This is a genomic window from Pseudomonas sp. SJZ078 (assembly GCF_007828255.1).
Classification (GTDB): Bacteria; Pseudomonadota; Gammaproteobacteria; order Pseudomonadales; family Pseudomonadaceae; genus Aquipseudomonas.
Genome location: NZ_VIUG01000011.1, coordinates 134,280 through 156,974 on the forward strand (window position 1 = coordinate 134,280; position 22,695 = coordinate 156,974).

Consider the following 22,695-nt stretch of genomic DNA (forward strand, 5'->3'; position numbering starts at 1 on the left):
TGTCATTTTTGTAGCGTACCGCGGACCATGCGCATCAGGCCCATGGCTTTTGTGCGGAGCTTGGTCAGGCTTGGTCGGCGAGGGGAGGTTGTTGCAAGTCCTTGGTTCGCGATCCAATCCTTCCAGCGAATGCGCTCTTCGCGAACCACCCATCCCTCCTGGGTAGCAAAGCTTTCTGCCAAGTGCAGGCCGCGTGTGCTGGCCGGGACGAGCTGGTCACGTTTGAGCGTATACAGTTCTCCAGTCGGTTGGCCCTCGTGCAGCGGCATCAGGTAGAGATCGGGACGCTTGCGGTCCAGGCGCGCCACCAACTGGTCGCCCTCCAGGCGCTCATCGACGTGAAACAGGCTCAGGGACTTGGCTTCCTTGGGCACTTCCAGGCGCAAATCGTAGATCAACTGCAGCGACGCCGTCGGCAGATGCACGTAGGCCCGTGGCCGCTCAATCAACTGCAGGTTGGCGCTGCGCACCGGACGGGCCGAGCCGGACAGCGGTGTCAGCCGAAATGGCAATGCCTCGCGATAGTGCAAGGCTGTGGCATAGGGCGCTGGCAGCCAGGTGTCGTTGAATCGTCCGCCGAGCCAGCCTTCAGGGGTTTCCAGCAGGCATTCTTCGGCAATTTCACTGATTGCGGTAAGTAATGGCAGGTTCAGTTCATGGGCCGGGACGTAACCGGAAATCAGCTTGAGCACTACGTCGCCGCGATCCTGCCGACGCTGGCGCACCAACACCCAATAGTCGCGGTTTTGCCACTGCAGGGTCAGGCGCACCGAGACCCCCAGGTTCGCCAGCTCCAGCGAAAAACGTTCGGCATCGGCCACCGTCACGGGGCGGCGGCGCTGCAAGGTCTGGGCAAAGTTCAGCGGCATCCCGACGCTCTGGTAAGTCAGGCCTTCGGGCGTTGCTTCGACGAACAGCGGCAGGGTCTTGAAGTTGCTTGGGTTCTTCCTGATGAGCGTGCGCGGCATATCGGCTCCTGCTAAAAAACGCGTGAAGCGGCGTCAGTTTTTACGTAGGACCTTGGCTACGGTCGCGACGTTATGGGCGAGGTGCAGCGGATTGATGGTGCCGACAATAGCACTGGCGATCCCCGGGTGCTCAAACAACAGTTCGAAGCTGGCCTGGACCGGATCAACCCCGGGACTCAGGCAGGCGTGACCGCTGGCAAGGGCTTTCTTCACCAGGATGGCTTTGCCGTGCTCGGTAGCGTAGTCAATGACAGCGGTTTCGCTTCGTTCGTTCAGATTGTAGGTAACCATGGCGCAGTCGCCCTGTTCGAGGGCCTTCAGGCCACCCTCGACGGTCTTGCCGGAGAAGCCGAAGCCACCGATCTTGCCTTCGCGCTTGAGCGCCGCCAGGGTCGGGTAGACCTCGCTGTCGTTGAGTATCGCCAGGTCATTGCCGTCGGAGTGCACCAGTACCAGGTCGATATAGTCGGTCTCCAGGCGCTTGAGGCTGCGCTCCACCGAGAGGCGAGTGTGGGCGGCACTGAAATCGTGGCGCGACTGCCCGTCGCTGAATTCTTCGCCTACCTTGCTGACAATCACCCAGTCCCCGCGTTGACCGCGCAACAGCGGGCCGAGGCGTTCCTCGCTACGGCCATAGGCCGGCGCGGTGTCGATGAGGTTGATACCCAGGTCACGGGCCAGCTTGAGCAGCATGCGCGCTTCGTCGTCATCGGGAATCCGGAAACCGTTGGGGTACTTGACCCCCTGGTCGCGCCCGAGCTTGACGGTGCCCAGGCCCAGGGGCGAAACCTTCGGGCCGAGGTTGCCCAGGGGACGATAGAAATCGTGCAGGGTCGGTTGGCTCATGGCAGCAGTTGCTCCCAGGCGGGTACGCCCATGGGCGGTTTCGGCAGGTCCGGCAAAGGGGCCGGATGGCTGGGCGTGATACCGCCTTGTTGCAATGCGGCAATCACCCGGTCGGAATAGTCCGGGGCCAGGGCCAGCTTGGTCGGCCAGCCCACCAGGAGGCGGTTCTGCTCGGCAAGGAAAGCGTTGTCCGGACGGCTCAGGCCCGATTGCAGCGGTTCGGCGCGATCGACCCGCAGGGTGGCCCATTGCGCGGTGGTCAGGTCGACCCAGGGCAGCAACTGCCCGAGTTCCTTTTGCGCGGCGGCGATCTGCGCGGCGGGTTCGCGGGCTACGCCCTCGGCTTCGGCAATGTCGCCGCCCAGGTACCAGACCCATTGACCATCGGCGGCCGGGTGAGTGGTGACGGTGATACGCGGTTTCGGCCCGCCTCCCAGGCAATGGGCATATAGCGGCTTGAGACTCGGTCCCTTGACCAGCACCATGTGCAGCGGACGGCGCTGCATCGCCGGCTGGTCCAGGCCCAGGGTTGCGAGTAGCTCGGCGGTGCCGGCCCCGGCACTGAGGACAATGCGCTGGGCGCGGATCTCGCGACCATCAACCTTCAGGCCCACCAGTTCGCCGGCTTCGCGCAGCGGCTCGATGTGCTGGCCGGCGAGCAGGCTGTCGCCGGCCAGTTCCGCCAGGCGTGCGATCAGGCTGGGGACATCCACCACCAGTTCGGCCAGGCGATAGACCTTGCCTTTGAAACGCTTGTCCTGCAGGGCCGGTGGCAGTTGGTCGCCCTTGACCTGATCGACCCGTCCGCGCACGGCCTTGCTGGCGAAAAAACTGGTGAGATTGCCGGCCAGGGTGCCGGGAGACCACAGGTAATGGGCTTCGGACAGCAGGCGCACACCGGACAGGTCCAGCTCACCGTTGCCAGCGAGCGCTTCGCGCCAACGGCGCGGCATGTCGGCAATGGCTTCCGAGGCACCGGTCAGGGCACCATGCAGCGCATATTTGGCACCGCCATGGATGATGCCCTGGGACTTGACGCTCTGCCCACCGCCGAGGCTGGCACTTTCCACCAGCACGGTCGAATAGCCCTGGCGACGCAGGCGCGCATTCAGCCAGAGGCCGGCGACTCCGGCGCCGACAATCAGCACGTCGGTGGAAATAACGGATGGCATGCAGCGACCTCGGAGGAAATGAAGCTGCAAGTTTCAAGCTTCAAGCTTCAAGTTACAAGCGAGAGGCTGTCCCTGGCTTGCAGCTTCAATGCCCGGCAGTCTTGGAGAACAGCTGGATCACCACCACCCCCAGCACAATCAACGCCATCCCCAGCATCGCCGGCACGTCCAGCTTCTGTCCGTAGATGAACAGCGCCGCGACGCTGACCATGACGATTCCCATCCCGGCCCAGACCGCATACGCCACGCCCACCGGGACGGTGCGTACCACCAGGGTCAACAGCCAGAAAGCGATGCCATAGCCTGCGATCACCAGCATCAGGGGCAGGGGTGTGCTCAGGCCTTTTACTGCTTTCATCGAAACGGTAGCGATCACTTCGGCGCAGATGGCAATAGCGAGGTAGTAGTAAGCGTTCATGGGCGAAACCTCATTGGCTGGTGCGTCTTTCGATGTCGCCATTCTAGTGCGTGGCTAGATGCGGTAAAGTCATTACCTATCTGTTAAAGAGATAGGTTGGGGCATGAACGTTGAATGGAACCTTGAGCAATTGCGCCTGTTCGTGGGGGTCGCCGAAAAGCGTTCTTTTTCCGCGGTGGCCCGGGATCAGCGCAAGGCCCAATCGGCCGTCAGCAGTGCGATTGCATTGCTGGAAACCGATTTGGGCGTGAGCCTGTTCGAGCGCAGCAGCGGCCGCCAACCGCAGCTCACCGATGCTGGCGAGGCATTGCTGGAGGAAGCGCGGGAGGTGTTGCGCCAATGTGAGCGCCTCAATGGCCGGGCCCTGGCCTTGATGCGCGGTCAGGAAGCGTCGCTGCGCCTGGCCCAGGACGAGGCCATGCCCTATCAACCGGTCATCGACAGCCTGGCGGCATTGGCCGAGCAATTCCCCACCCTTGAGGTGCAACTGGCCAGTGCCGCCCAGGGCGATGTGGCGCGCAAACTGGTGGAGCGTCGCGCTGACCTGGGCTTGTTGTTCTACCACGACCAGATCCCTGAAGCACTGGAGCGCCGAGTGTTGGGCAGCGTCGAGATGGTTACGGTGTGCAGCAAGGGGCATCCACTGGCCAGCCACGACTATGTGTCCTGCCGGGAAATGGCCCGGCACCGGCAGTTGTTGATGGCGACCCAGTCCAGCGTCTACCCCGGCAGCGAGCAGGCCAGCCCGCAGGTCTGGCGCGCCGACAGTTTCTATGTCCTGGCCGAATGGCTGAGAAGTGGCCTGGGCTGGGCCTGGCTGCCGAGGCACGTAGTGCAGTATCCGGCGTACCTGGGCGATATGGTCGAACTCAACAGTGAATGGACCCCACCGGCGCTCGTGGTAGAGCTGGTCTGGCGCCGTGACGAACCCCTTGGCCCGGCCGCGCGCTGGCTGGCGGAACGTTTTGCCGTGCAGTTGCAGGCGATCGGCTGAAAAACCGATAAACTCCGCCGCCATGAACAGAACTCTCTATAGCGCATTGTTTTACCTGGGGCTGCCATTGGTAGCGATTCGACTGTGGTTGCGCGCACGCAAGGCGCCGGCGTATGCCCGGCGCATCGGCGAGCGGTTTTCCTGGGGGTTGCCGGTCATGGCCCAGGGAGGCATATGGGTCCATTCGGTATCGGTGGGCGAAAGCATCGCCGCCGCGCCGATGATTCGCGCCCTGTTGCAGCGCTATCCACAGTTGCCGATCACGGTAACCTGCATGACGCCCACGGGCTCGGAGCGGATCCAGGCGTTATTCGCCAATGAGCCGCGCATTCAGCATTGTTATTTGCCTTACGACCTGCCGTGCGCTGCCAGGCGTTTTCTTGATCGGGTTCGACCGACGCTGGCCGTGATCATGGAAACCGAGCTGTGGCCCAACCACATCCATCAATGCGCCAAGCGCGGTATTCCGGTGGCCTTGGCGAATGCGCGTTTGTCGGAGCGTTCGGCCCGGGGCTATGCCCGCTTCCCCAAACTCACCCGGCCGATGCTGGCCGAGATGAGCCTGTTTGCCGTCCAGACCGAAGCCGAGACCGAACGTTTCCGCCAGTTGGGCGCTCGGGCCGAGACCGTCGAGGTTACCGGTTCCATCAAGTACGACCTGACCATCGACCCGCAACTGCTCGAACGCGCCAGTGCCCTGCGTAGCCAATGGCAGGCGACGGATCGCCCGGTCTGGATCGCTGCGAGCACCCATGAGGGCGAAGACGAGGTGGTGCTGGCCGCGCACCGTCGGCTACTCGACAGTTACCCCGATGCGTTGCTGATCCTGGTGCCGCGTCATCCCGAGCGTTTCGACACGGTGCACCGGTTGTGTGAAAGCGAAGGCTTTGCCACGGTCAGGCGTTCCAGCGCGCAGCCCGTTACCGCGCAAACTTCGGTGTTGCTGGGCGACACCATGGGCGAGCTGCTGTTCCTCTACGCGCTGGCCGATAGCGCTTTCGTGGGCGGCAGCCTGGTGCCCAACGGCGGCCACAATCTGCTGGAACCGGCGGCGGTGTCGAAACCGGTGCTCAGCGGGCCGCACCTGTTCAACTTCCTCGAAATCGCCGCGCAACTGCGCAGTGCCGGGGCGTTGCAGGAAGTCGAAGATGCCCAGAGTCTGGCCTGGGCGATACAGCGCCTGTTCGAACTGCCTCGGGATGCACAGCGCATGGCTGAGGCAGGGCTTGCGGTGATGCGCCGCAACCAGGGGGCGTTGCAGCGGTTGTTGGATGGGTTGGGGCGGTTGATCGGCTGATCAGCCTGTATCTGACGAACGCTGTTGTGGCGATTATCGATGGCCGGAGATCTACCTGTGGCGGTTTAGCGAAACGTCGCACCGCCCCGTTGGGTGCGAAGCATCCCCCATCTAAACCATCTGACACACCGCGCCGTCAGGCTTTGGGGCTGCTGCGCAGCCCAGCGGGGCGGTGCGACGTTTCGCTAAATCCCCTCGCCACAAAATTCAACTGCCGTTTTACTGATTCGGCCGCGAACGCAACTGCTCCGCGGCAGCCTGCGCCAGGTCCGGCGGCAGGAAGTCCCGGTCGGGGTTGTAGTCAGGCTTGAGGTAGCGCGACAGGTCCTGCAAGTCGGCCGGGCTGAGGGTGCCGGCGGCCTGTTTGAGGCGCAGGTTGTCGAGGATGTAGTCGTAGCGGGCGTTGTTGTAGTTGCGCACCGAGGTGTACAGCTGGCGCTGGGCATCCAGCACATCGACGATGTTGCGCGTGCCCACCTGGTAACCGATCTCTGTGGCCTCTACCGCACTCTGGTTGGAAATGATCGACTGGCGCCGGGCCTGGACCTGTTCCACGTCGGTGTTCACCGCGCGGTGCAGGTTGCGAGTGTTTTCCACCACCTGCCGGCGCAGGCCTTCGCGCTGCTGTTCGGTCTGGGTGAGTTGCGAGTAGGACTCGCGCACCTGGGAGCTGGTCAGCCCGCCGCTGTAGATCGGAATACTCAACTGCAGGCCGATGGTGCGCTGCTCGGCATCGCCACCGTAACGCTGGCCGGTCAGGCTCGGGTTGGTAAAGCCGAAGCCATCGTTGTCGCCTTTTTTGTACTGGGCTATCGCGTCGAGCGTGGGCGCATGACCGGCCTTGCGTTGACGCAGGGTGTCTTCGGCGGCGTCGACGGCGTAGTTGCTGGCCAGCAGGTTGAGGTTCTGCCTGGCTGCGGTGTCGACCCAGGCCTTGGCGTCATTCGGCACCGGCGGCAGGATCGGCAGCGTGTGGACGATGCCTTGGATCGAGTTGTACTGGCGGTTGGTCAGGGTGATCAGTGCTTCGAACGCATCCTCGACCTGGCGCTGGGCCAGAATCCGGTTGGCGCGGGCAGTGTCGTAGCTGGCCTGGGATTGCAGCACGTCGGTCTTGTCCGACAGGCCGACGTCGAAGCGTTCGTTGGACTGGTCGAGCTGACGCTTGAAGGCCGCTTCTTCAGCCTTGGTCGAGGCCAGGTTGTCCTGGCTGCGCAGCACGTTGAAATAACTCTCGGCGCTTTGCAGGATCATGTTCTGCTCGGTGGCCGACAGTTGCAGCGACGCTTGTTCGTTGACGGACTTTGCCGCCTGTAGTTGGAACCAGCGGTCGGCCCGGAAAATCGGCTGCGACAGCGTGGCCTGGTATACCGTGGCGCTGCGAGTAGCGTTCATTGACGGCTCGTCGAGCTGGGTCCGGGTGTTGTTCAGGTCGGCACCGGCCGACAGGTTGGGCAGCAACCCGGCGCGCGCCTGAGGTACCACTTCCTTCTGGGCGCCATATTGGGCACGGGCGGCGGCGAGATCGGCGTTGTTGTCCACTGCCTCCTGATACACGCTTACCAGATCGGTCTTGGTGGTGAGGGGCGCTTCGGCAGCCCAGGCCATTCCATTGGACGCACAAGACACGGCGAGGGCCAGTGAGAGTTTGCGCAGCATGAGGCGATCCCTATTTTACGATGAGTAGCGCACAAGAGGCGCGGCGTAGCGAGTGTAGTTGCGCATGCGCACGGCAACAATCCTGTATATGCGCCATTCATCACGCCTTTTGCTGCGGCGATGGCGTTCTCTCGTGGTTGTGTCTAGACTGGCCGGGTTCTTGTCGGGGTGCCTTGCTATGAGGCTGAGATCGAATAATTTCGGATCCCGTTGAACCTGATCAGGTTAGCGCCTGCGTAGGGAACAAGATTTCTCGTCACCCGGCGAGTCCTCTTGTGCTTCGTCCGGGATGTTGTTCGACAATCGAACCGTCTTGCATCAAGCACAGCATCCACACAACCGTGATGGGATGCGTCCATTCGTTACAGGTTCGCTCCGACAAAAATCCACTGCCTGGATGTGTGTCTGGAGAGCCCGTGATGACGACAAAATCAAAAAACGCGACCAACCTCAGTGATTCGGCCCAGGTCGATCAGCAATCGGTTCAGCCTTTTACCCGCTCGCAAAAAATCTATATCCAGGGCAGCCGCCCGGATATTCGCGTGCCCATGCGCGAGATCAGCCTCGACGTGACCCCCACCGACTTTGGCGGTGAAATCAACGCGCCGGTGACGGTCTACGACACCTCGGGGCCCTACACCGACCCGAACGTGATCATCGACGTGCGCAAGGGCTTGGCCGACGTGCGTTCGCCGTGGATCGAGGCCCGTGGCGACACCGAGCGCCTGGCCGGCCTGAGCTCCAACTTCGGCCAGGAGCGCCTGGTTGACCCGGAGCTGACCAAGCTGCGCTTCGCCCACGTGAACAACCCGCGTCGCGCCAAGCCGGGCGCCAACGTCAGCCAGATGCACTACGCGCGCAAAGGCATCATCACCGCCGAGATGGAATATGTCGCCATCCGCGAGAACATGAAGCTGGAAGTGGCCCGCGCCGCCGGCCTGTTGGACCAGCAACACGCCGGCCACAGCTTCGGCGCCAGCATCCCGAAGGTCATCACCCCGGAATTCGTCCGTGAGGAAATCGCCCGTGGCCGCGCGATCATCCCGGCCAACATCAACCACACCGAACTGGAACCGATGATCATCGGCCGTAACTTCCTGGTGAAGATCAACGGCAACATCGGTAACAGCGCCCTGGGTTCGTCCATCGAAGAAGAAGTGGCGAAGCTGACCTGGGGCATTCGCTGGGGCTCGGACACGGTGATGGACCTGTCCACCGGCAAGCACATCCACGAAACCCGCGAGTGGATCATCCGCAATTCGCCAGTGCCTATCGGCACCGTGCCAATCTACCAGGCCCTGGAGAAAGTCGGCGGCGTGGCCGAAGACCTCACCTGGGAGCTGTTCCGTGACACGCTGATCGAACAGGCCGAGCAGGGCGTCGACTACTTCACCATCCACGCCGGCGTGCTGCTGCGCTATGTGCCGATGACCGCCAAGCGCGTCACCGGCATCGTCAGTCGTGGCGGTTCGATCATGGCCAAGTGGTGCCTGGCGCACCACAAGGAAAACTTCCTCTACACCCACTTCGAAGACATCTGCGAAATCATGAAGGCCTACGACGTCAGCTTCTCGCTGGGCGATGGCCTGCGTCCGGGCTCGATTGCCGACGCCAACGACGAAGCGCAGTTCGGCGAGCTGGAAACCCTCGGCGAGCTGACCAAGATCGCCTGGAAGCACGACGTACAGTGCATGATCGAAGGCCCGGGTCACGTGCCGATGCAGTTGATCAAGGAGAACATGGACAAGCAGCTGGAGTGCTGCGACGAGGCGCCGTTCTACACCCTCGGCCCGCTGACCACCGACATCGCGCCGGGCTACGACCACATCACCTCCGGCATCGGCGCGGCGATGATCGGCTGGTTCGGCTGCGCCATGCTCTGCTACGTGACCCCGAAAGAACACCTGGGGTTGCCGAACAAGGATGACGTGAAAACCGGGATCATCACCTACAAGATCGCCGCCCACGCGGCCGACCTTGCCAAAGGTCACCCGGGCGCGCAGATCCGCGACAACGCCCTGAGCAAGGCGCGTTTCGAGTTCCGCTGGGAAGACCAGTTCAACCTCGGCCTGGACCCGGACACCGCTCGCGCGTACCACGACGAAACCCTGCCGAAGGACTCGGCCAAGGTGGCGCATTTCTGCTCGATGTGCGGGCCGAAGTTCTGCTCGATGAAGATTACCCAGGAAGTGCGCGAATACGCGGCCAACCAGCGCATTGAGGCGGTGGATGTGGACGTCGCCCAAGGGATGGCGGAACAGGCTGAGCGGTTCAAGCAGGAAGGCAGTCAGCTTTACAAGAAAGTGTGATGTGAGCCTAAGGTGGCGGTGACTTCACCGCCGCCTTCGCGAGCAAGCCCGCTCCCACAGTAGATCATTGGTGTACGCAGCTTTTGTGTTCACAGCAGGTCCACTGTGGGAGCGGGCTTGCTCGCGAAGGCGATTATCAGAACAACAAATACTCCTCTGAGATAACAACCCTTGAACATCCAACCCAGCACCTACTCCCCAGACATCGCCGTGCCCCTGGACAAACGCGTCTTCGGCGCCCGCGATCTCTTCTCTCTGTGGTTTTCCCTCGGCATCGGCCTGATGGTCTTGCAGGTCGGTGCCTTGCTGGCGCCGGGCCTGGGCCTGAGCGGTTCGTTGCTGGCGATCTTCCTCGGCACGCTGGTGGGCGTCCTGCTGTTGGCGGCCGTCGGGGTGATCGGCAGCGATACCGGCCTGTCGGCCATGGCTGCCCTCAAGCTCAGCCTGGGCAGCAAGGGCGCGAGCGTGCCGGCGGTGTTGAACCTGCTGCAACTGATCGGCTGGGGCTCGTTCGAAATCATCGTCATGCGCGACGCCGCCAGCCTGCTGGGCGCCCGGGCCTTCAGCGAAGGCAGTCTCGGGGCGAACCCGCTGCTGTGGACCTTGTTCTTCGGTGCCCTGGCCACCTTGCTCGCGGTGAGCGGGCCGCTGACCTTCGTGCGTAAAGTGCTGCGCAAGTGGGGCATCTGGCTGCTGCTGGCTGCGTGCACCTGGCTGACCTGGAACCTGTTCGCCAAGGCCGACCTGGCGGCACTGTGGGCTCAGGCCGGCGACGGCTCGATGCCCTTGGCCGTGGGCTTCGATATCGCGATTGCCATGCCGTTGTCCTGGCTACCGCTGATCGCCGACTACTCACGCTTCGGCAAACGCGCCAGGAATGTCTTCGGTGGCACGGCGCTGGGATTCTTCATCGGTAATTTCTGGCTGATGAGCCTGGGCGTCGCCTACACCCTGGCGTTCGCACCGAGCGGCGAAGTCAACGCGCTGTTGCTGGCCCTGGCGGGCGCTGGATTGGGCATTCCACTGCTGCTGATTCTGCTGGACGAGTCGGAAAACGCGTTTGCCGATATTCACTCGGCGGCGGTGTCCAGCGGCATGTTGTCAGGGTTGAAGGTCGAGCACCTGGCGTTGGCGATTGGCGTCATCTGCACCCTGATCGCCTGCTTCGCGCCGTTGGCGCAGTACCAGAACTTCCTGTTGCTGATCGGCTCGGTGTTCGCGCCGCTGTTCGGCGTGGTGCTGGTGGACCATTTCATCCTGCGTAAACGCGGCAGCCAGGTGGTGTCAGCCGCGTTGCGCTGGCCGGCACTGTTGGCCTGGCTGGGTGGAGTGAGCACTTATCACGTGCTGGCCAATTTCTACCCGGATGTTGGCGCAACCCTGCCGTCGCTGGTCCTGGCAGGGCTGCTGCAGCTGTTGCTGGGTCGGGCTTTCAACTACGGCCGGGAAACAGCTCGGGCTTGAGAATGCCATTGAGGCGCGGGTAAGCGATCTTCAGTTCGATGTGGCCCAGAGCGTAAGGCGCAATGGTGCTGGTTTCGTACTTGAGGATCACCCCGCCGTAGGTCAGCGCCACGTTCTGGGTTTTCTGGAAGTGCCACTGCTTCAGGAACTCCGGCTCCTGATCCAGCTTGGTGCTGATCAGCCAGCTGTTATGCGCCACCTGGGCCGCTTTCCAGAAGGCTTCTTCCTGGCCCGGCAGCAGCATGTCCGACAGCGCCAGTACCTTGTGTTGCTGGCGCGAATAATTGATGAAACCGCGCCCCGGTGTGCCATGGGCGCCGCCGGTGTCCAGGTAACTGGACAACTCGATGATCACCAGGCCGTCATGTTGTTCACGTACCTTGGCCTGCAAGTAGCTGCTGGTGCGCGGTGGCGCGCTGCGCAAGAACTGCTCGCGGTAGGCTGCCAGGGTAGGCGCCGCCGGGGTGTCGGGTGTGGTGCGGGTCATTTGCAGCAGGCGTTTTTCGACGATCCCGTCCAGGGCCGGTTCGGCAGGAAAGTGCACGGTGTCGATGTTCACCAATGGGCAGTCGGCACTGGCGCAGCCTGGTTGCAATTGTTCCGAGGCATCGCGGGTGGTTTCCAGTGGCGTGCGGTAGTTGGGTTGGAACAGGCTTTGGCAAGCACCCAGTGTCAGGGCAATGGCGGCCAGCGAAGCGATTCTGAAAAGCGACATGGGCGTCCTTCATGAAACAGGGAAAGGCAAAAAGTTACCCGCTTCGACTGTCAGCAGGGCAATCAGTTCGCCACTAAGCTCATTAGAATTCTTTCATGTTCAGCCGTCCATCCCGATGAGAGGAAAGGGGCTGCATCAAAAGGTATCGGCGCGTTAGGATGGCGCGAAGCCGAGGTAGGAACCTCGCATCGATTGCTCCAGACGAGGACTGCCATGACTGATTTCGCCAACGCCACACCGACCACCGTGGACATTGTCAAACGCGACAGCTGCTATCAGGGTTTCTACAAGCTCGATCGCGTCCAACTGCGCCATGAGTTGTTCGCCGGCGGTATGAGCCGTGTCATCAGTCGCGAATTGTTCGTGCGCCATGATGCAGTGTGCGTTTTGCCCTACGACCCGCAGCGCGATGAGGTGGTGCTGATCGAACAGTTTCGGGTCGGCGCCATGGGCAAGAGTCCCAATCCTTGGCTGGTGGAGCTGGTGGCGGGCCTGATCGACAAGGACGAACAACCGGAAGAAGTTGCTCATCGTGAAGCGCAGGAGGAAGCTGGGCTGGACTTCGCTGCGCTTTGGCCGATGACCAAGTATTTTCCATCGCCGGGCGGCAGCGACGAGTTTGTCCATCTTTACCTGGGGCGTTGCGACAGCACGGGGGCCGGAGGCCTGCACGGGCTTGTAGAGGAAGCCGAAGACATTCGCGTGAAGGCCTGGGCTTTCGAGGATGCCTTGCAGGCGGTGCGCGACGGGCGTATCTGCAACGCGGCCAGCATCATTGCCTTGCAATGGCTGGCCTTGAATCGCGATGAAGTGAGGGGGCTATGGTCTTAAGCAAGCTGCGCGATCGCTATCGCGTCGATCTGGTCGGGCTGCAAGCCGCCTGCGAGGCCAACTACGCCCGCCTGATGCGCTTGTTGCCGGACATGCGCAACGACCCGGCGCCGCGGCGCATCGCCGTGACTCATGGTGATCAGATGCTCGGCGTGCTGGCGCTCGAAGTGCTGCAGACCTGCCCATACACCACCACCTTGCAAGTGCGCCAGGAACACAGCCTGCCCTGGCTGCCGGTGCCGCAACTGGAGGTTCAGGTCTATCACGATGCGCGCATGGCCGAAGTGGTGAGCGCCGAGCATGCAAGACGCTTTCGTGGCATCTATCCTTACCCCAATGCCTCGATGCACCAGCCGGACGAAAAGGCCCAGTTGAATCTGTTCCTGGGTGAATGGCTGAGTCATTGCCTGGCGCTGGGTCACGAGTTCGAAGTGGTTCGCTAGTGCAGTGCGCTGTCTGTGAACCGGTTCCGGTTCGCGGGTTTCCCCTTTTGATCATCCCCAGCATAATTGCGACTTCATCCAATGGCGTGATCGCGCCTGGGAGCGAGCGATTTGCCGAGCGTATCCACCCTGACCACCGCCGATCCGGTGTTGCTGGTCCAACTGTCCGACAGCCACCTGTTCGCCGAGGCCGACGCTTCGTTGCTGGGCATGAACACCCGCGACAGCCTGCGGGCGGTCATTGACCTGGTCCTGGAGCAACAGCCGAACATCGACCTGATGCTTGCCACCGGGGATTTATCCCAGGACGGGACGCTGCAATCCTATGAGGCTTTCCGGCAGATGAGCGCGCGGATCGACGCGCCGGCGCGTTGGATTCCGGGTAACCATGACGAGCCGCAGGTCATGCTCGAGGCGGCGGTCAAGAGCATGCTGCTCGATCCGGTGGTGGACATCGGGAATTGGCGTATCACGCTGCTGGATTCTGCGGTGCCCGGCTCGGTGCCGGGGTTTCTCGCGCAGGAGCAGTTGATCCTGTTGGCCAATGCCTTGAGCGAGGCGCCGGAGCGGCATCATCTGGTGTGTCTGCATCATCATCCGGTGTCGATCGGGTGTGAGTGGATGGCGCCCATCGGGTTGCGTAATCCGGATGCGTTGTTTGCGGTGTTGGATCGGTTTCCGCAGGTGCGGGCGGTGTTGTGGGGGCATGTGCATCAGGAGGTGGATCAGCAGCGCAATGGGGTGCGGTTGTTGGCTTCGCCTTCGACGTGTATTCAGTTTGAGCCGGGGAGTGAGGATTTTGCGGTGGGGGAGCAGGCGCCGGGGTATCGGTGGTTGCGGCTTTGGCCGGATGGGCGGTTGGAGACGGGGGTTGAGCGGGTGGTAGGGTTTGCTTTTGCGGTTGACTATGGGGCTGAGGGGTACTGAGTTTTCCCGTTTCACCTGTGGGAGCGGGCTTGCTCGCGAAGGCGGCCTGATAGTCGGCCTGGATTTATCGGTACATATCCATTTCTGCGGTAACGGCCACTTACGGTTCCGCTCTTACAGCGGGTTACTTTTGGCAAACGCCGGTATGCCGGCCCAGCCCAAAGTAACCAAAAAGGCTTGGCCCCACCACTCGGCACCTCGCCAAGGCGAGGTGTACCCTCACTCCGGCATTGCTCCGTGGGCCCGCCGCGAAGGGCCATCCATGGCCCAGCGCGGCTAACCCGGCATCCATGCCGGGTTGCCCACTACGCAATGCCTGCGTTCGGCCGTCGTGGTTAACGGGGCCCAAAGATCAAAAGCAAAAGCAAAAGCAAAAGCAACGGCGAGGCGGCCTTATGGCCGGCCTGTTCTTGCGGCTGACCTTGGTCCCCTGTGGGAGCGGGCTTGCCCGCGAAGGCGTCCTAAAGACCGACCTGTCTCTTGGGCCATACCTCGTCCCACTGTGGGAGCGAGCCTGCTCGCGATGGCGGCTTAACAGTCGACCTAAATCTGTGGGAATGGTCGGACGTCCAGGCAGATTTTTCCGACGATCTCTGGCGGTTGCCGGGTGGGAAGGGGACTCGCTAACCTTTTTCGGTCGCTGCAATTCAGCGACCGGGCCTGGAAAACCCGAAGAGTAAAAGGCGTAACAGCGCACCACGTGAGATACTGCCGTGCTTTATCTGTGCAGTTCTGCGTTATGGCGGCTGTGCGTGGGAGACTTTCGAGTCTGCCGGGTTTGCCTTTTACCTCGGTTTTTCCAGCCCTCGCATAGCTGCCACCTCTCGACTGGAAAACGAGACGTGGCGGTTCCACTTGGTAAAAGGAATCTCACCATGTTCAAAGTTACCCCCAATCCCCCAAAAACCGATCCCACCTCACCCCACACCGGCCTCGACACCAAAAAACTCGACGAAGCCGCCGAACGCGCCCTCAACTTCTACCTCGCCCCAGAACCCCAGGCCAAAAAGAAACCATCCCCCGGTCAGCTATTCACCGTCGTCGAAGACCTGGACAGCGAAACCCTCCTGGCCAACCTCAGCGAAACCCTGGCCTCGGCCAATGCGATGCTCAGCGACCTGGCCTTCAACCTGGAAGGCTCCAACCGGCATATAGCTTTCGGCGTCCAGCAGATGGTCGAACTCAGTGAGCTGCTGGCAAACCGAGCGCTGGACGTCGTCGACCCCCGATAGGCCAGACAACCTTTTTGCTTTTGCTTTTGCTTTTGCTTTTGCTCTTGCTCTTGCTTTGGCTTTTGATCTTGGACGCCCCGTTAACCACAAGGGCCGAACGCAGGCATTGCGTAGTGGGTAACCCGGCATGGATGCCGGGTTAGCCGCGCTGGGCCATGGATGGCCCTTCGCGGCGGGCCCACGGAGCAATGCCGGAGTGAGGGAACGCCGAGCCTTGGCGAGGTGCCCAGTGGTGGGGCGAAGCCTTTTTTGCTTACTTTTTTTGGCGTCTGAAAAAAAGTGAGCCGCCGTCAGGGCGGAACCCTAAGTAGCCGTTACCGCAGCAATGGATATGTACCCGGTCAAAAAAACCACACAGACTGACACACAGCCATCGCGAGCAGGCTCGCTCCCACCATTGGATCGACGTACAACCGACAGAGATGAGGCAGCTATAAGAAGGCAAATCCCCCCAAACCGCCACAAACTCCCTGTAAACTCCGACCTTTGCCTCTCACACATAGGAAGTTGGCATGTCGGCCTCGATCCTCTACATCCACGGCTTCAACAGCGCCCCAGCCTCGACCAAGGCCCGTCAACTCATCGACGTGATGACCCGCCTGGGCCTGGCCGACCGACTGCAAGTGCCAGCCCTGCACCACCACCCCCGCGAAGCCATGGCCCAGCTGGAACAGGCGATTACACAACTGGGCCGTCCGCTGCTGGTCGGCAGCTCGCTCGGCGGCTACTATGCGACTCACTTGGCCGAGCGCCACGGCCTCAAGGCACTGTTGATCAACCCTGCGGTCAGCCCCCATCGGATGTTCGACGGTTACCTGGGCACGCAAAAGAATCTGTACACCGATGAAACCTGGGAATTGACCCACGACCACGTCACGGCCCTGGCCACGTTGGAAGTGCCGGCGCCCCAGGATCCGCAGCGGTATCAGGTATGGTTGCAAACCGGTGACGAAACGCTGGATTATCGCCACGCCCAGCAGTACTACCGTGCCTGTGCCTTGCGCATCCAGGCCGGCGGCGATCACAGTTTCCAGGGGTTTGCCCAACAGTTGCCGGCCCTATTGAATTTTGCCGGTATTGGCGCCGATTTGTACCAGGCGATCGACTTCACCTCGCTGTGAGCCATCGCCCCTTTTTATTCGAACACTGACGACGAGACCCCATGGCCACTCCCAGCGCTAGCTCTTATAACGCAGACGCCATCGAAGTCCTCTCGGGCCTCGACCCGGTGCGCAAGCGCCCCGGCATGTACACCGACACCAGTCGGCCGAACCACCTCGCCCAGGAAGTCATCGACAACAGTGTCGACGAAGCCTTGGCCGGCCACGCCAAATCGGTGCAGGTCATCCTGCACGCCGACCATTCGCTGGAGGTCAGCGATGACGGCCGTGGCATGCCGGTGGACATTCACCCCGAAGAGGGGGTGTCGGGCGTCGAGCTGATCCTCACCAAGCTCCATGCGGGCGGCAAGTTTTCCAACAAGAATTACCAGTTCTCCGGCGGTCTGCACGGGGTGGGTATTTCCGTGGTCAACGCCTTGTCGACCCAGGTCCGGGTGCGGGTCAAGCGTGACGGCAACGAATACCAGATGACCTTTGCCGACGGCTACAAGGCCACCGAGCTGGAGGTGATCGGCAGCGTCGGCAAGCGCAACACCGGCACCAGCGTGTACTTCGCACCGGATCCGAAGTATTTCGACTCACCGAAGTTCTCCGTCAGCCGCCTCAAGCATGTGCTCAAGGCCAAGGCCGTGTTGTGCCCGGGGCTGTTGGTCAGCTTCGAGGACAAGGCCACCGGCGAGAAAGTCGAGTGGCATTACGAAGATGGCTTGCGCTCTTACCTGGTGGACGCGGTCAGTGGTTTTGAGCGGCTGCCCGACGAACCGTTCTGCGGCAGCCTGGCCGGTAACAAGGAAGCCGTGGACTGGGCGTTGTTATGGCTGCCCGAAGGTGGCGAAAGCGTCCAGGAAAGCTACGTCAACCTGATCCCCACGGCCCAGGGCGGTACCCACGTCAACGGCTTGCGCCAGGGCCTGCTCGACGCGATGCGTGAGTTCTGCGAGTTCCGCAACCTGCTGCCCCGTGGGGTGAAGCTGGCGCCGGAGGACGTATGGGAGCGCATTGCCTTCGTGCTGTCGATGAAGATGCAGGAGCCACAGTTCTCCGGGCAGACCAAGGAACGCCTGTCGTCCCGTGAAGCGGCGGCCTTCGTGTCCGGTGTGGTCAAGGATGCGTTCAGCCTGTGGCTCAACGCCAACCCGGAAACCGGCCTGGCCCTGGCGGAGCTGGCGATCAGCAACGCCGGCCGTCGCCTCAAGGCCAGCAAGAAGGTCGAGCGCAAGCGCATCACCCAGGGGCCGGCGTTGCCGGGCAAGCTCGCCGATTGCGCCGGGCAGGACCCGATGCGTTCCGAGCTGTTCCTGGTGGAAGGTGACTCCGCCGGTGGCTCGGCCAAGCAGGCGCGGGACAAGGAGTTCCAGGCGATCCTGCCGCTGCGGGGCAAGATCCTCAACACCTGGGAAGTGGACGGCAGCGAAGTACTGGCCAGCCAGGAAGTGCATAACATCGCCGTGGCCATCGGAGTCGATCCGGGTGCCGAGGACATGAGCCAGCTGCGCTACGGCAAGATCTGCATCCTCGCTGACGCCGACTCCGACGGCCTGCACATCGCAACCTTGCTGTGCGCCTTGTTCGTCCAGCATTTCCGTCCGCTGGTGGACGCCGGTCATGTCTACGTCGCCATGCCGCCGCTGTACCGCATCGATCTGGGCAAGGATATTTACTACGCCCTGGACGAAGCCGAGCGTGACGGCATCCTCGACCGGCTGGTGGCCGAGAAGAAGCGCGGCAAACCGCAGGTCACCCGATTCAAAGGCCTGGGCGAGATGAACCCGCCGCAGTTGCGCGAAACCACCATGGACCCGAACACCCGTCGCCTGGTGCAACTGACCCTCGACGATTTCGCCGCGACCTCGGAAATCATGGACATGCTGCTGGCGAAGAAACGCGCCGGTGATCGCAAGTCCTGGCTCGAATCCAAGGGCGACCTGGCCGAGGTACTGGCCTGATGCGCAACGGTTTCGCCCTGGCGTTGTTGCTGTGGGCGGGGGCCATCTTCGCGGGGCCTGCACCGGAACTGAAATTGCTGTCCGAGCACGCTGTCGACGGCATGCGCGGCGGCAATCTGTCCGGCCTGGCCCTTTGCGGCGATGAGATGTGGACAGTGTCGGATCGCGACGATGATCGCATTTATCGCCTGGATACTTCCGGTGATGGGGCCTGGCCTGCCCAGGCGTTGATCATCGACGTGCCGCAGGCGCCGGACAGCGGCTTGCCCTGGGGGCTGCGATCACGTACCTGGGCGGCGTCGTTCCTGCGCGGTGGCGAACTGGATTTCGAAGGCATCAGTTGCGACAGCGCCGGCAATCGTTATGTGGTCAGCGAGTCCCATGCCGCCGTGTTGCAGGTGCCGCCGTTGGGCGAAGTCTCCTGGTTGAAGATTGCACCGACGATGATCCGCGAGGCCCGTGCCAGCGGCATGTTGTTGCATTTCAATGCGCTGTTCGAAGGACTGGCGGTGAACCCGGCCGGGGACCGCTTGTGGCTGGCGGCGGAGCGGGAGCGACGTGGCTTGCTGTTGATCAAGCGTCAGCAAACAGTATGGGACTGTGATGGTCATTGTGTGCTGTTGAGCGAAGCGGGGCAGGAAATGCAGCCGGCGCAGTTTCCCAACGCCAAGGCCGTGTCCCGGGACTTTGCCGACCTGTCACTGTTCAATGGCAAGCTTTTCACCCTGGAACGCAACGCCTATCAGATCTGCCGACGCGACCTCCAGAGCGCCGAAGTCGAGCGCTGCTGGTCATTCGCCGCCGAAGCCCTGCAGGACAATCGCCGTTATTCCCAGGCCTACGGGCTGGCCGAGGCCCTGGTGGTGGATGCCACCGGCGCCTGGGTTGGCCTGGACAACAATGACGGGCCGCGGGCCGACGGCGAGGAGCGGCCGATCATCTGGCGTTTCGCCGCACCCGATGGCGGCTGGAGTGCCTCGCCATGAACCGGCCGTCCCTGAATCTATTTGAATCTACCCAGCGCGACGGCACCATGTCGTTGCGCCAGACAATGAACTGATGAGGCCCGCATGAGCGACATTCTTGCAGACAGCTTGGACGGCGTAGAGCGCCGATCGCTGGCTGACTTCACCGAAAATGCCTACCTCAATTACTCCATGTACGTGATCATGGACCGCGCCTTGCCACACATCGGCGACGGCTTGAAGCCGGTTCAACGGCGCATCGTCTATGCCATGAGCGAGTTGGGGCTGGACGCCGATTCCAAGCACAAGAAGTCGGCGCGGACCGTCGGTGACGTGCTCGGCAAGTTCCACCCTCACGGTGATTCGGCCTGCTACGAAGCCATGGTGTTGATGGCCCAGCCGTTCAGCTACCGCTACACCTTGGTGGATGGCCAGGGTAACTGGGGCGCACCGGACGATCCCAAGTCGTTCGCGGCCATGCGTTACACCGAGGCGCGGTTGTCGCGTTATTCCGAAGTGCTGCTCAGCGAGCTGGGCCAGGGCACGGCGGACTGGGGGCCCAACTTCGACGGCACCCTCGATGAACCCCTGGTATTGCCGGCACGTTTGCCGAATATCCTGCTCAATGGCACCACCGGCATTGCCGTGGGCATGGCCACTGACGTGCCGCCCCACAACCTGCGGGAAGTGGCCACGGCGTGTGTGCGCCTGCTGGACGATCCGAAAGCCACGGTGGAGCAGCTCTGCGAGCACATCCAGGGCCCGGACTATCCGACCGAGGCGGAAATCATCACCCCGCGCGCCGACCTGCTGAAAATCTACGAAAGCGGCCGCGGTTCGGTGCGTATGCGCGCCGTGTATCACATCGAAGACGGCGACATCATCGTCACCGCGCTGCCACATCAGGTCTCCGGGGCCAAGGTGCTGGAGCAGATTGCCGCGATGATGCAGGCAAAACCGTCGAAAGCGCCACAAGTGGCCGACTTGCGTGACGAGTCGGACCATGAGAACCCATGCCGCATCGTGATCATTCCAGTCAACAGCCGGGTCGACCACGACGCTTTGATGCAGCACCTGTTTGCCAGCACCGACCTGGAGTCCAGCTACCGGGTCAACATCAACATCATTGGCTTGGACGGCAAGCCGCAGTTGAAGAACCTGCGAGCGCTGCTGGTGGAGTGGCTGGAGTTTCGTGTCAAAACGGTGCGCAGACGTCTGCAGTTCCGCCTGGACAAGGTCGAGCGCCGCCTGCACCTGTTGGACGGTTTGCTGATTGCCTACCTCAACCTGGACGAAGTGATCCGCATCATCCGCACCGAGGAGCATCCGAAGGCGAGTCTGATCGAGCGCTTTGCCTTGAGTGAAATCCAGGCCGACTACATCCTCGACACCCGCCTGCGGCAATTGGCGCGGCTGGAAGAGATGAAGTTGCGGGCCGAGCAGGATGAATTGCTCAAGGAGCAGGCCAAGCTGCTGGCCTTGCTGGGTAGCGAGGCCAAGCTCAAGAAGCTGGTACGCACCGAGCTGCTCAAGGACGCCGAAACCTATGGCGACGACCGTCGTTCGCCGATTGTCGAACGCGCCGAAGCCAAGGCCCTGAGCGAGCACGATCTGCTGCCGAACGAGAAAGTGACCGTCGTGCTTTCCGAAAAAGGCTGGGTGCGCTCTGCAAAGGGGCACGACATCGACGCGGCGGGGCTTTCCTACAAGGCCGGGGACGGTTTCAAGGCCCTGGCGCCTGGGCGCTCGAACCAGTTCGCGGTGTTTATCGATTCCACGGGGCGCAGTTATTCGGTGGCAGCCCATACCCTGCCATCGGCTCGCGGCCAGGGCGAGCCGCTGACCGGTCGTCTGACGCCACCACCGGGTGCAACTTTTGAGTGCGTGCTGATGCCTGATGATGACGGGCTATACGTTATTGCGTCGGACGCCGGCTACGGGTTCGTCGTCAAGGGTGAGGACCTGCAAGCCAAGAACAAGGCGGGCAAGGCGCTGTTGAGCCTGCCAAACAACGCCAAGGTCATCGCGCCGCGCCCGGTCGTCGACCGGGATAACAATTGGCTGGCTTCGGTGACGACCGAAGGCAGGCTGTTGGTCTTCAAAATCAGCGACCTGCCACAATTAGGTAAAGGTAAAGGGAATAAGATCATCGGGATTTCCGGCGAACGGGTGGCCAGCCGTGAAGAATATGTCACGGATATTGCAGTGCTACCGGAGGGTGCCACGCTTGTGCTACAGGCTGGAAAGCGTACGCTCTCACTCAAAGCAGACGATCTTGAGCATTACAAAGGTGAACGTGGTCGGCGGGGCAACAAGCTTCCAAGAGGTTTCCAACGGGTCGATGCACTGCTCGTCGAAAACCTGAATTAAGCGTGCTAGACGGCTCGGTCTGCGATTAAAAGCCGCAGATCGATGCTTTCGCGCTGGAGTCGGGACGCATATTCACGGATGATAGGCCCTTTCAAGCGCCGGCGTGGCTGAGCGTTCTTCATAATGACCGAGTATTTTTTCACTGTGGTAAGCCTTGTGGCCGCCACCTGGATGGAACGATGACTGCTCTGCGCCTTCCTATTCTATGGCTCGCCGGCTTGCTTGGCCTGGCGGGTTGCAGCGTCCATCAGCCGGTGTCGCTGTATCAGCTCGATAGTGGTAACCCGGCCCAGCCTGCGCAGAGCGCGGGCATGGCTGTATTGCTGGGCCCGGTGTCGATCGCCGACTACCTGCAACGCGAAACCCTGCTACAACGCCAACCCGACGGTAGCCTGCAGGCCGCCACTGACGGTCGCTGGGCCGGCAGTCTCTCCTCGGACATCGACCAGTTGCTGCTGCGCCAGGTAGCCGGGCACCTGGACAGCCAGCGCGTGGTATTGGCGCCGGCCACCCAGGGCTTTACCCCGGATGTCCAGGTATTGCTGTCGATCACCCGCCTGGATTCGGGCGAATCGCAACCGGCGGTGCTCGATGCCCAATGGCGGTTGATCGACCGTCGCGGTAAAGTCCGGGAGAACCGCATCGTTCATCTGCAAGAACAACATACCGGCGGTACCGCTGCGCAGGTCCAGGCTCAGGGCGTTCTCCTGCAACGGCTGGCCGAGCAGTTGTCCGTGGCGCTCAAGCCATTGGCTAACCAGCCTCCATTGGTCGAGGCCGCACCGCGCAAGGCGGCTCCTTCCCAGGCCAAGCCTGCTGAACCGGAGAAGTCGCCAAAGATCCCGATGGCCTTGCCGATTCGTACCGACATGGAAGTGTTCAGGTTCTGATCGCTGGATTGGATGCAAGACAAAGCCCGCGTTAATGCGTAATGCTGTTCACTTAAGCATTTGAGTCCAAGCCGGGCTTTCTAGAAAATCCGATACCAGTCCTCTGGTATCGGATTTTTTATGCCCAT

The 22,695-nt window shown here is 62.0% G+C and carries 19 protein-coding genes and 1 riboswitch; of the genes, 13 read left to right on the forward strand and 6 right to left on the reverse strand.

What is annotated here, in order from left to right; all coding sequences use genetic code 11:
- Positions 1-2: 2 nt before the first annotated feature.
- The 4 genes from FBY02_RS12950 to FBY02_RS12965 form a co-directional block, all read right to left on the reverse strand.
- On the reverse strand, positions 3-968 hold the full coding sequence (locus FBY02_RS12950) for a metal ABC transporter ATPase (protein WP_144928109.1): 966 nt from the start codon (positions 966-968) through the stop codon (positions 3-5).
- A 33-nt stretch (positions 969-1,001) separates the two neighbouring features.
- A complete protein-coding gene (locus tag FBY02_RS12955) occupies positions 1,002-1,814 on the reverse strand; it encodes an aldo/keto reductase (RefSeq protein ID WP_144928112.1) in 813 nt (270 codons plus the stop codon).
- Entirely contained in the window at positions 1,811-2,986 is a 1,176-nt protein-coding gene (locus tag FBY02_RS12960; RefSeq protein WP_144928115.1) for an FAD-binding oxidoreductase, read from the reverse strand. The genes FBY02_RS12955 and FBY02_RS12960 overlap by 4 nt, the downstream gene beginning before the upstream one ends.
- 85 nt (positions 2,987-3,071) lie before the next feature.
- Positions 3,072-3,404, reverse strand: a complete 333-nt coding sequence (locus FBY02_RS12965) for a multidrug efflux SMR transporter (protein ID WP_144928118.1) — start codon at positions 3,402-3,404, stop codon at positions 3,072-3,074.
- 103 nt (positions 3,405-3,507) lie between these two features.
- Between FBY02_RS12965 and FBY02_RS12970 the strand changes: the two genes are divergently transcribed.
- Both FBY02_RS12970 and waaA read left to right on the forward strand, forming a co-directional pair.
- A complete protein-coding gene (locus FBY02_RS12970) occupies positions 3,508-4,398 on the forward strand; it encodes a LysR family transcriptional regulator (protein ID WP_144928120.1) in 891 nt (296 codons plus the stop codon).
- 22 nt (positions 4,399-4,420) lie between these two features.
- The gene (gene waaA, locus FBY02_RS12975) at positions 4,421-5,695 is read left to right on the forward strand and encodes a lipid IV(A) 3-deoxy-D-manno-octulosonic acid transferase (RefSeq protein WP_144928124.1); all 1,275 of its coding nucleotides are present in this window, start codon (positions 4,421-4,423) and stop codon (positions 5,693-5,695) included.
- A 219-nt stretch (positions 5,696-5,914) separates the two neighbouring features.
- Here the strand turns inward: waaA and FBY02_RS12980 are convergent, their stop codons facing one another.
- The gene (locus FBY02_RS12980) at positions 5,915-7,354 is read right to left on the reverse strand and encodes a TolC family outer membrane protein (protein ID WP_144928127.1); all 1,440 of its coding nucleotides are present in this window, start codon (positions 7,352-7,354) and stop codon (positions 5,915-5,917) included.
- A 154-nt stretch (positions 7,355-7,508) separates the two neighbouring features.
- Positions 7,509-7,614: riboswitch (TPP riboswitch) on the forward strand.
- A gap of 159 nt (positions 7,615-7,773) precedes the next feature.
- Here FBY02_RS12980 and thiC point away from each other — a divergent pair.
- Positions 7,774-9,663 (forward strand): phosphomethylpyrimidine synthase ThiC, encoded by a 1,890-nt coding sequence (gene thiC, locus FBY02_RS12985; protein WP_144928130.1) that lies wholly within the window; start codon positions 7,774-7,776, stop codon positions 9,661-9,663.
- A 171-nt stretch (positions 9,664-9,834) separates the two neighbouring features.
- Complete coding sequence (gene cytX / locus FBY02_RS12990) at positions 9,835-11,127, forward strand: putative hydroxymethylpyrimidine transporter CytX (protein WP_144928133.1); 1,293 nt, start codon at positions 9,835-9,837, stop codon at positions 11,125-11,127.
- Here cytX and FBY02_RS12995 read toward each other — a convergent pair.
- On the reverse strand, positions 11,096-11,842 hold the full coding sequence (locus FBY02_RS12995) for a DUF3298 domain-containing protein (protein ID WP_144928136.1): 747 nt from the start codon (positions 11,840-11,842) through the stop codon (positions 11,096-11,098). The genes cytX and FBY02_RS12995 overlap by 32 nt on opposite strands.
- 213 nt (positions 11,843-12,055) lie before the next feature.
- On the opposite strand from FBY02_RS12995, the gene FBY02_RS13000 reads away from it, so the two are divergent.
- The 9 genes from FBY02_RS13000 to FBY02_RS13045 all read left to right on the forward strand — a co-directional run bounded on the left by FBY02_RS13000 (position 12,056) and on the right by FBY02_RS13045 (position 22,567).
- Complete coding sequence (locus tag FBY02_RS13000; protein ID WP_144928139.1) at positions 12,056-12,673, forward strand: NUDIX domain-containing protein; 618 nt, start codon at positions 12,056-12,058, stop codon at positions 12,671-12,673.
- Entirely contained in the window at positions 12,664-13,116 is a 453-nt protein-coding gene (locus FBY02_RS13005) for a DUF1249 domain-containing protein (RefSeq protein WP_024781420.1), read from the forward strand. The genes FBY02_RS13000 and FBY02_RS13005 overlap by 10 nt, the downstream gene beginning before the upstream one ends.
- 111 nt (positions 13,117-13,227) lie before the next feature.
- A complete protein-coding gene (gene cpdA, locus FBY02_RS13010; RefSeq protein ID WP_144928142.1) occupies positions 13,228-14,043 on the forward strand; it encodes a 3',5'-cyclic-AMP phosphodiesterase in 816 nt (271 codons plus the stop codon).
- An 875-nt stretch (positions 14,044-14,918) separates the two neighbouring features.
- Positions 14,919-15,275 carry a DUF6124 family protein gene (locus tag FBY02_RS13020; RefSeq protein WP_144928148.1) on the forward strand — a complete coding sequence of 119 codons (357 nt, stop codon included), beginning with the start codon at positions 14,919-14,921 and terminating at the stop codon, positions 15,273-15,275.
- A 512-nt stretch (positions 15,276-15,787) separates the two neighbouring features.
- Positions 15,788-16,396, forward strand: a complete 609-nt coding sequence (locus FBY02_RS13025) for a YqiA/YcfP family alpha/beta fold hydrolase (RefSeq protein WP_144928151.1) — start codon at positions 15,788-15,790, stop codon at positions 16,394-16,396.
- A 41-nt stretch (positions 16,397-16,437) separates the two neighbouring features.
- A complete protein-coding gene (gene parE, locus FBY02_RS13030) occupies positions 16,438-18,342 on the forward strand; it encodes a DNA topoisomerase IV subunit B (protein ID WP_144928155.1) in 1,905 nt (634 codons plus the stop codon).
- Entirely contained in the window at positions 18,342-19,328 is a 987-nt protein-coding gene (locus FBY02_RS13035) for an esterase-like activity of phytase family protein (RefSeq protein ID WP_144928158.1), read from the forward strand. The genes parE and FBY02_RS13035 overlap by 1 nt, the downstream gene beginning before the upstream one ends.
- A gap of 84 nt (positions 19,329-19,412) precedes the next feature.
- Positions 19,413-21,677 carry a DNA topoisomerase IV subunit A gene (gene parC / locus FBY02_RS13040; protein ID WP_144928160.1) on the forward strand — a complete coding sequence of 755 codons (2,265 nt, stop codon included), beginning with the start codon at positions 19,413-19,415 and terminating at the stop codon, positions 21,675-21,677.
- A 179-nt stretch (positions 21,678-21,856) separates the two neighbouring features.
- Complete coding sequence (locus FBY02_RS13045) at positions 21,857-22,567, forward strand: membrane integrity-associated transporter subunit PqiC (RefSeq protein ID WP_144928161.1); 711 nt, start codon at positions 21,857-21,859, stop codon at positions 22,565-22,567.
- Positions 22,568-22,695: the final 128 nt, after the last annotated feature.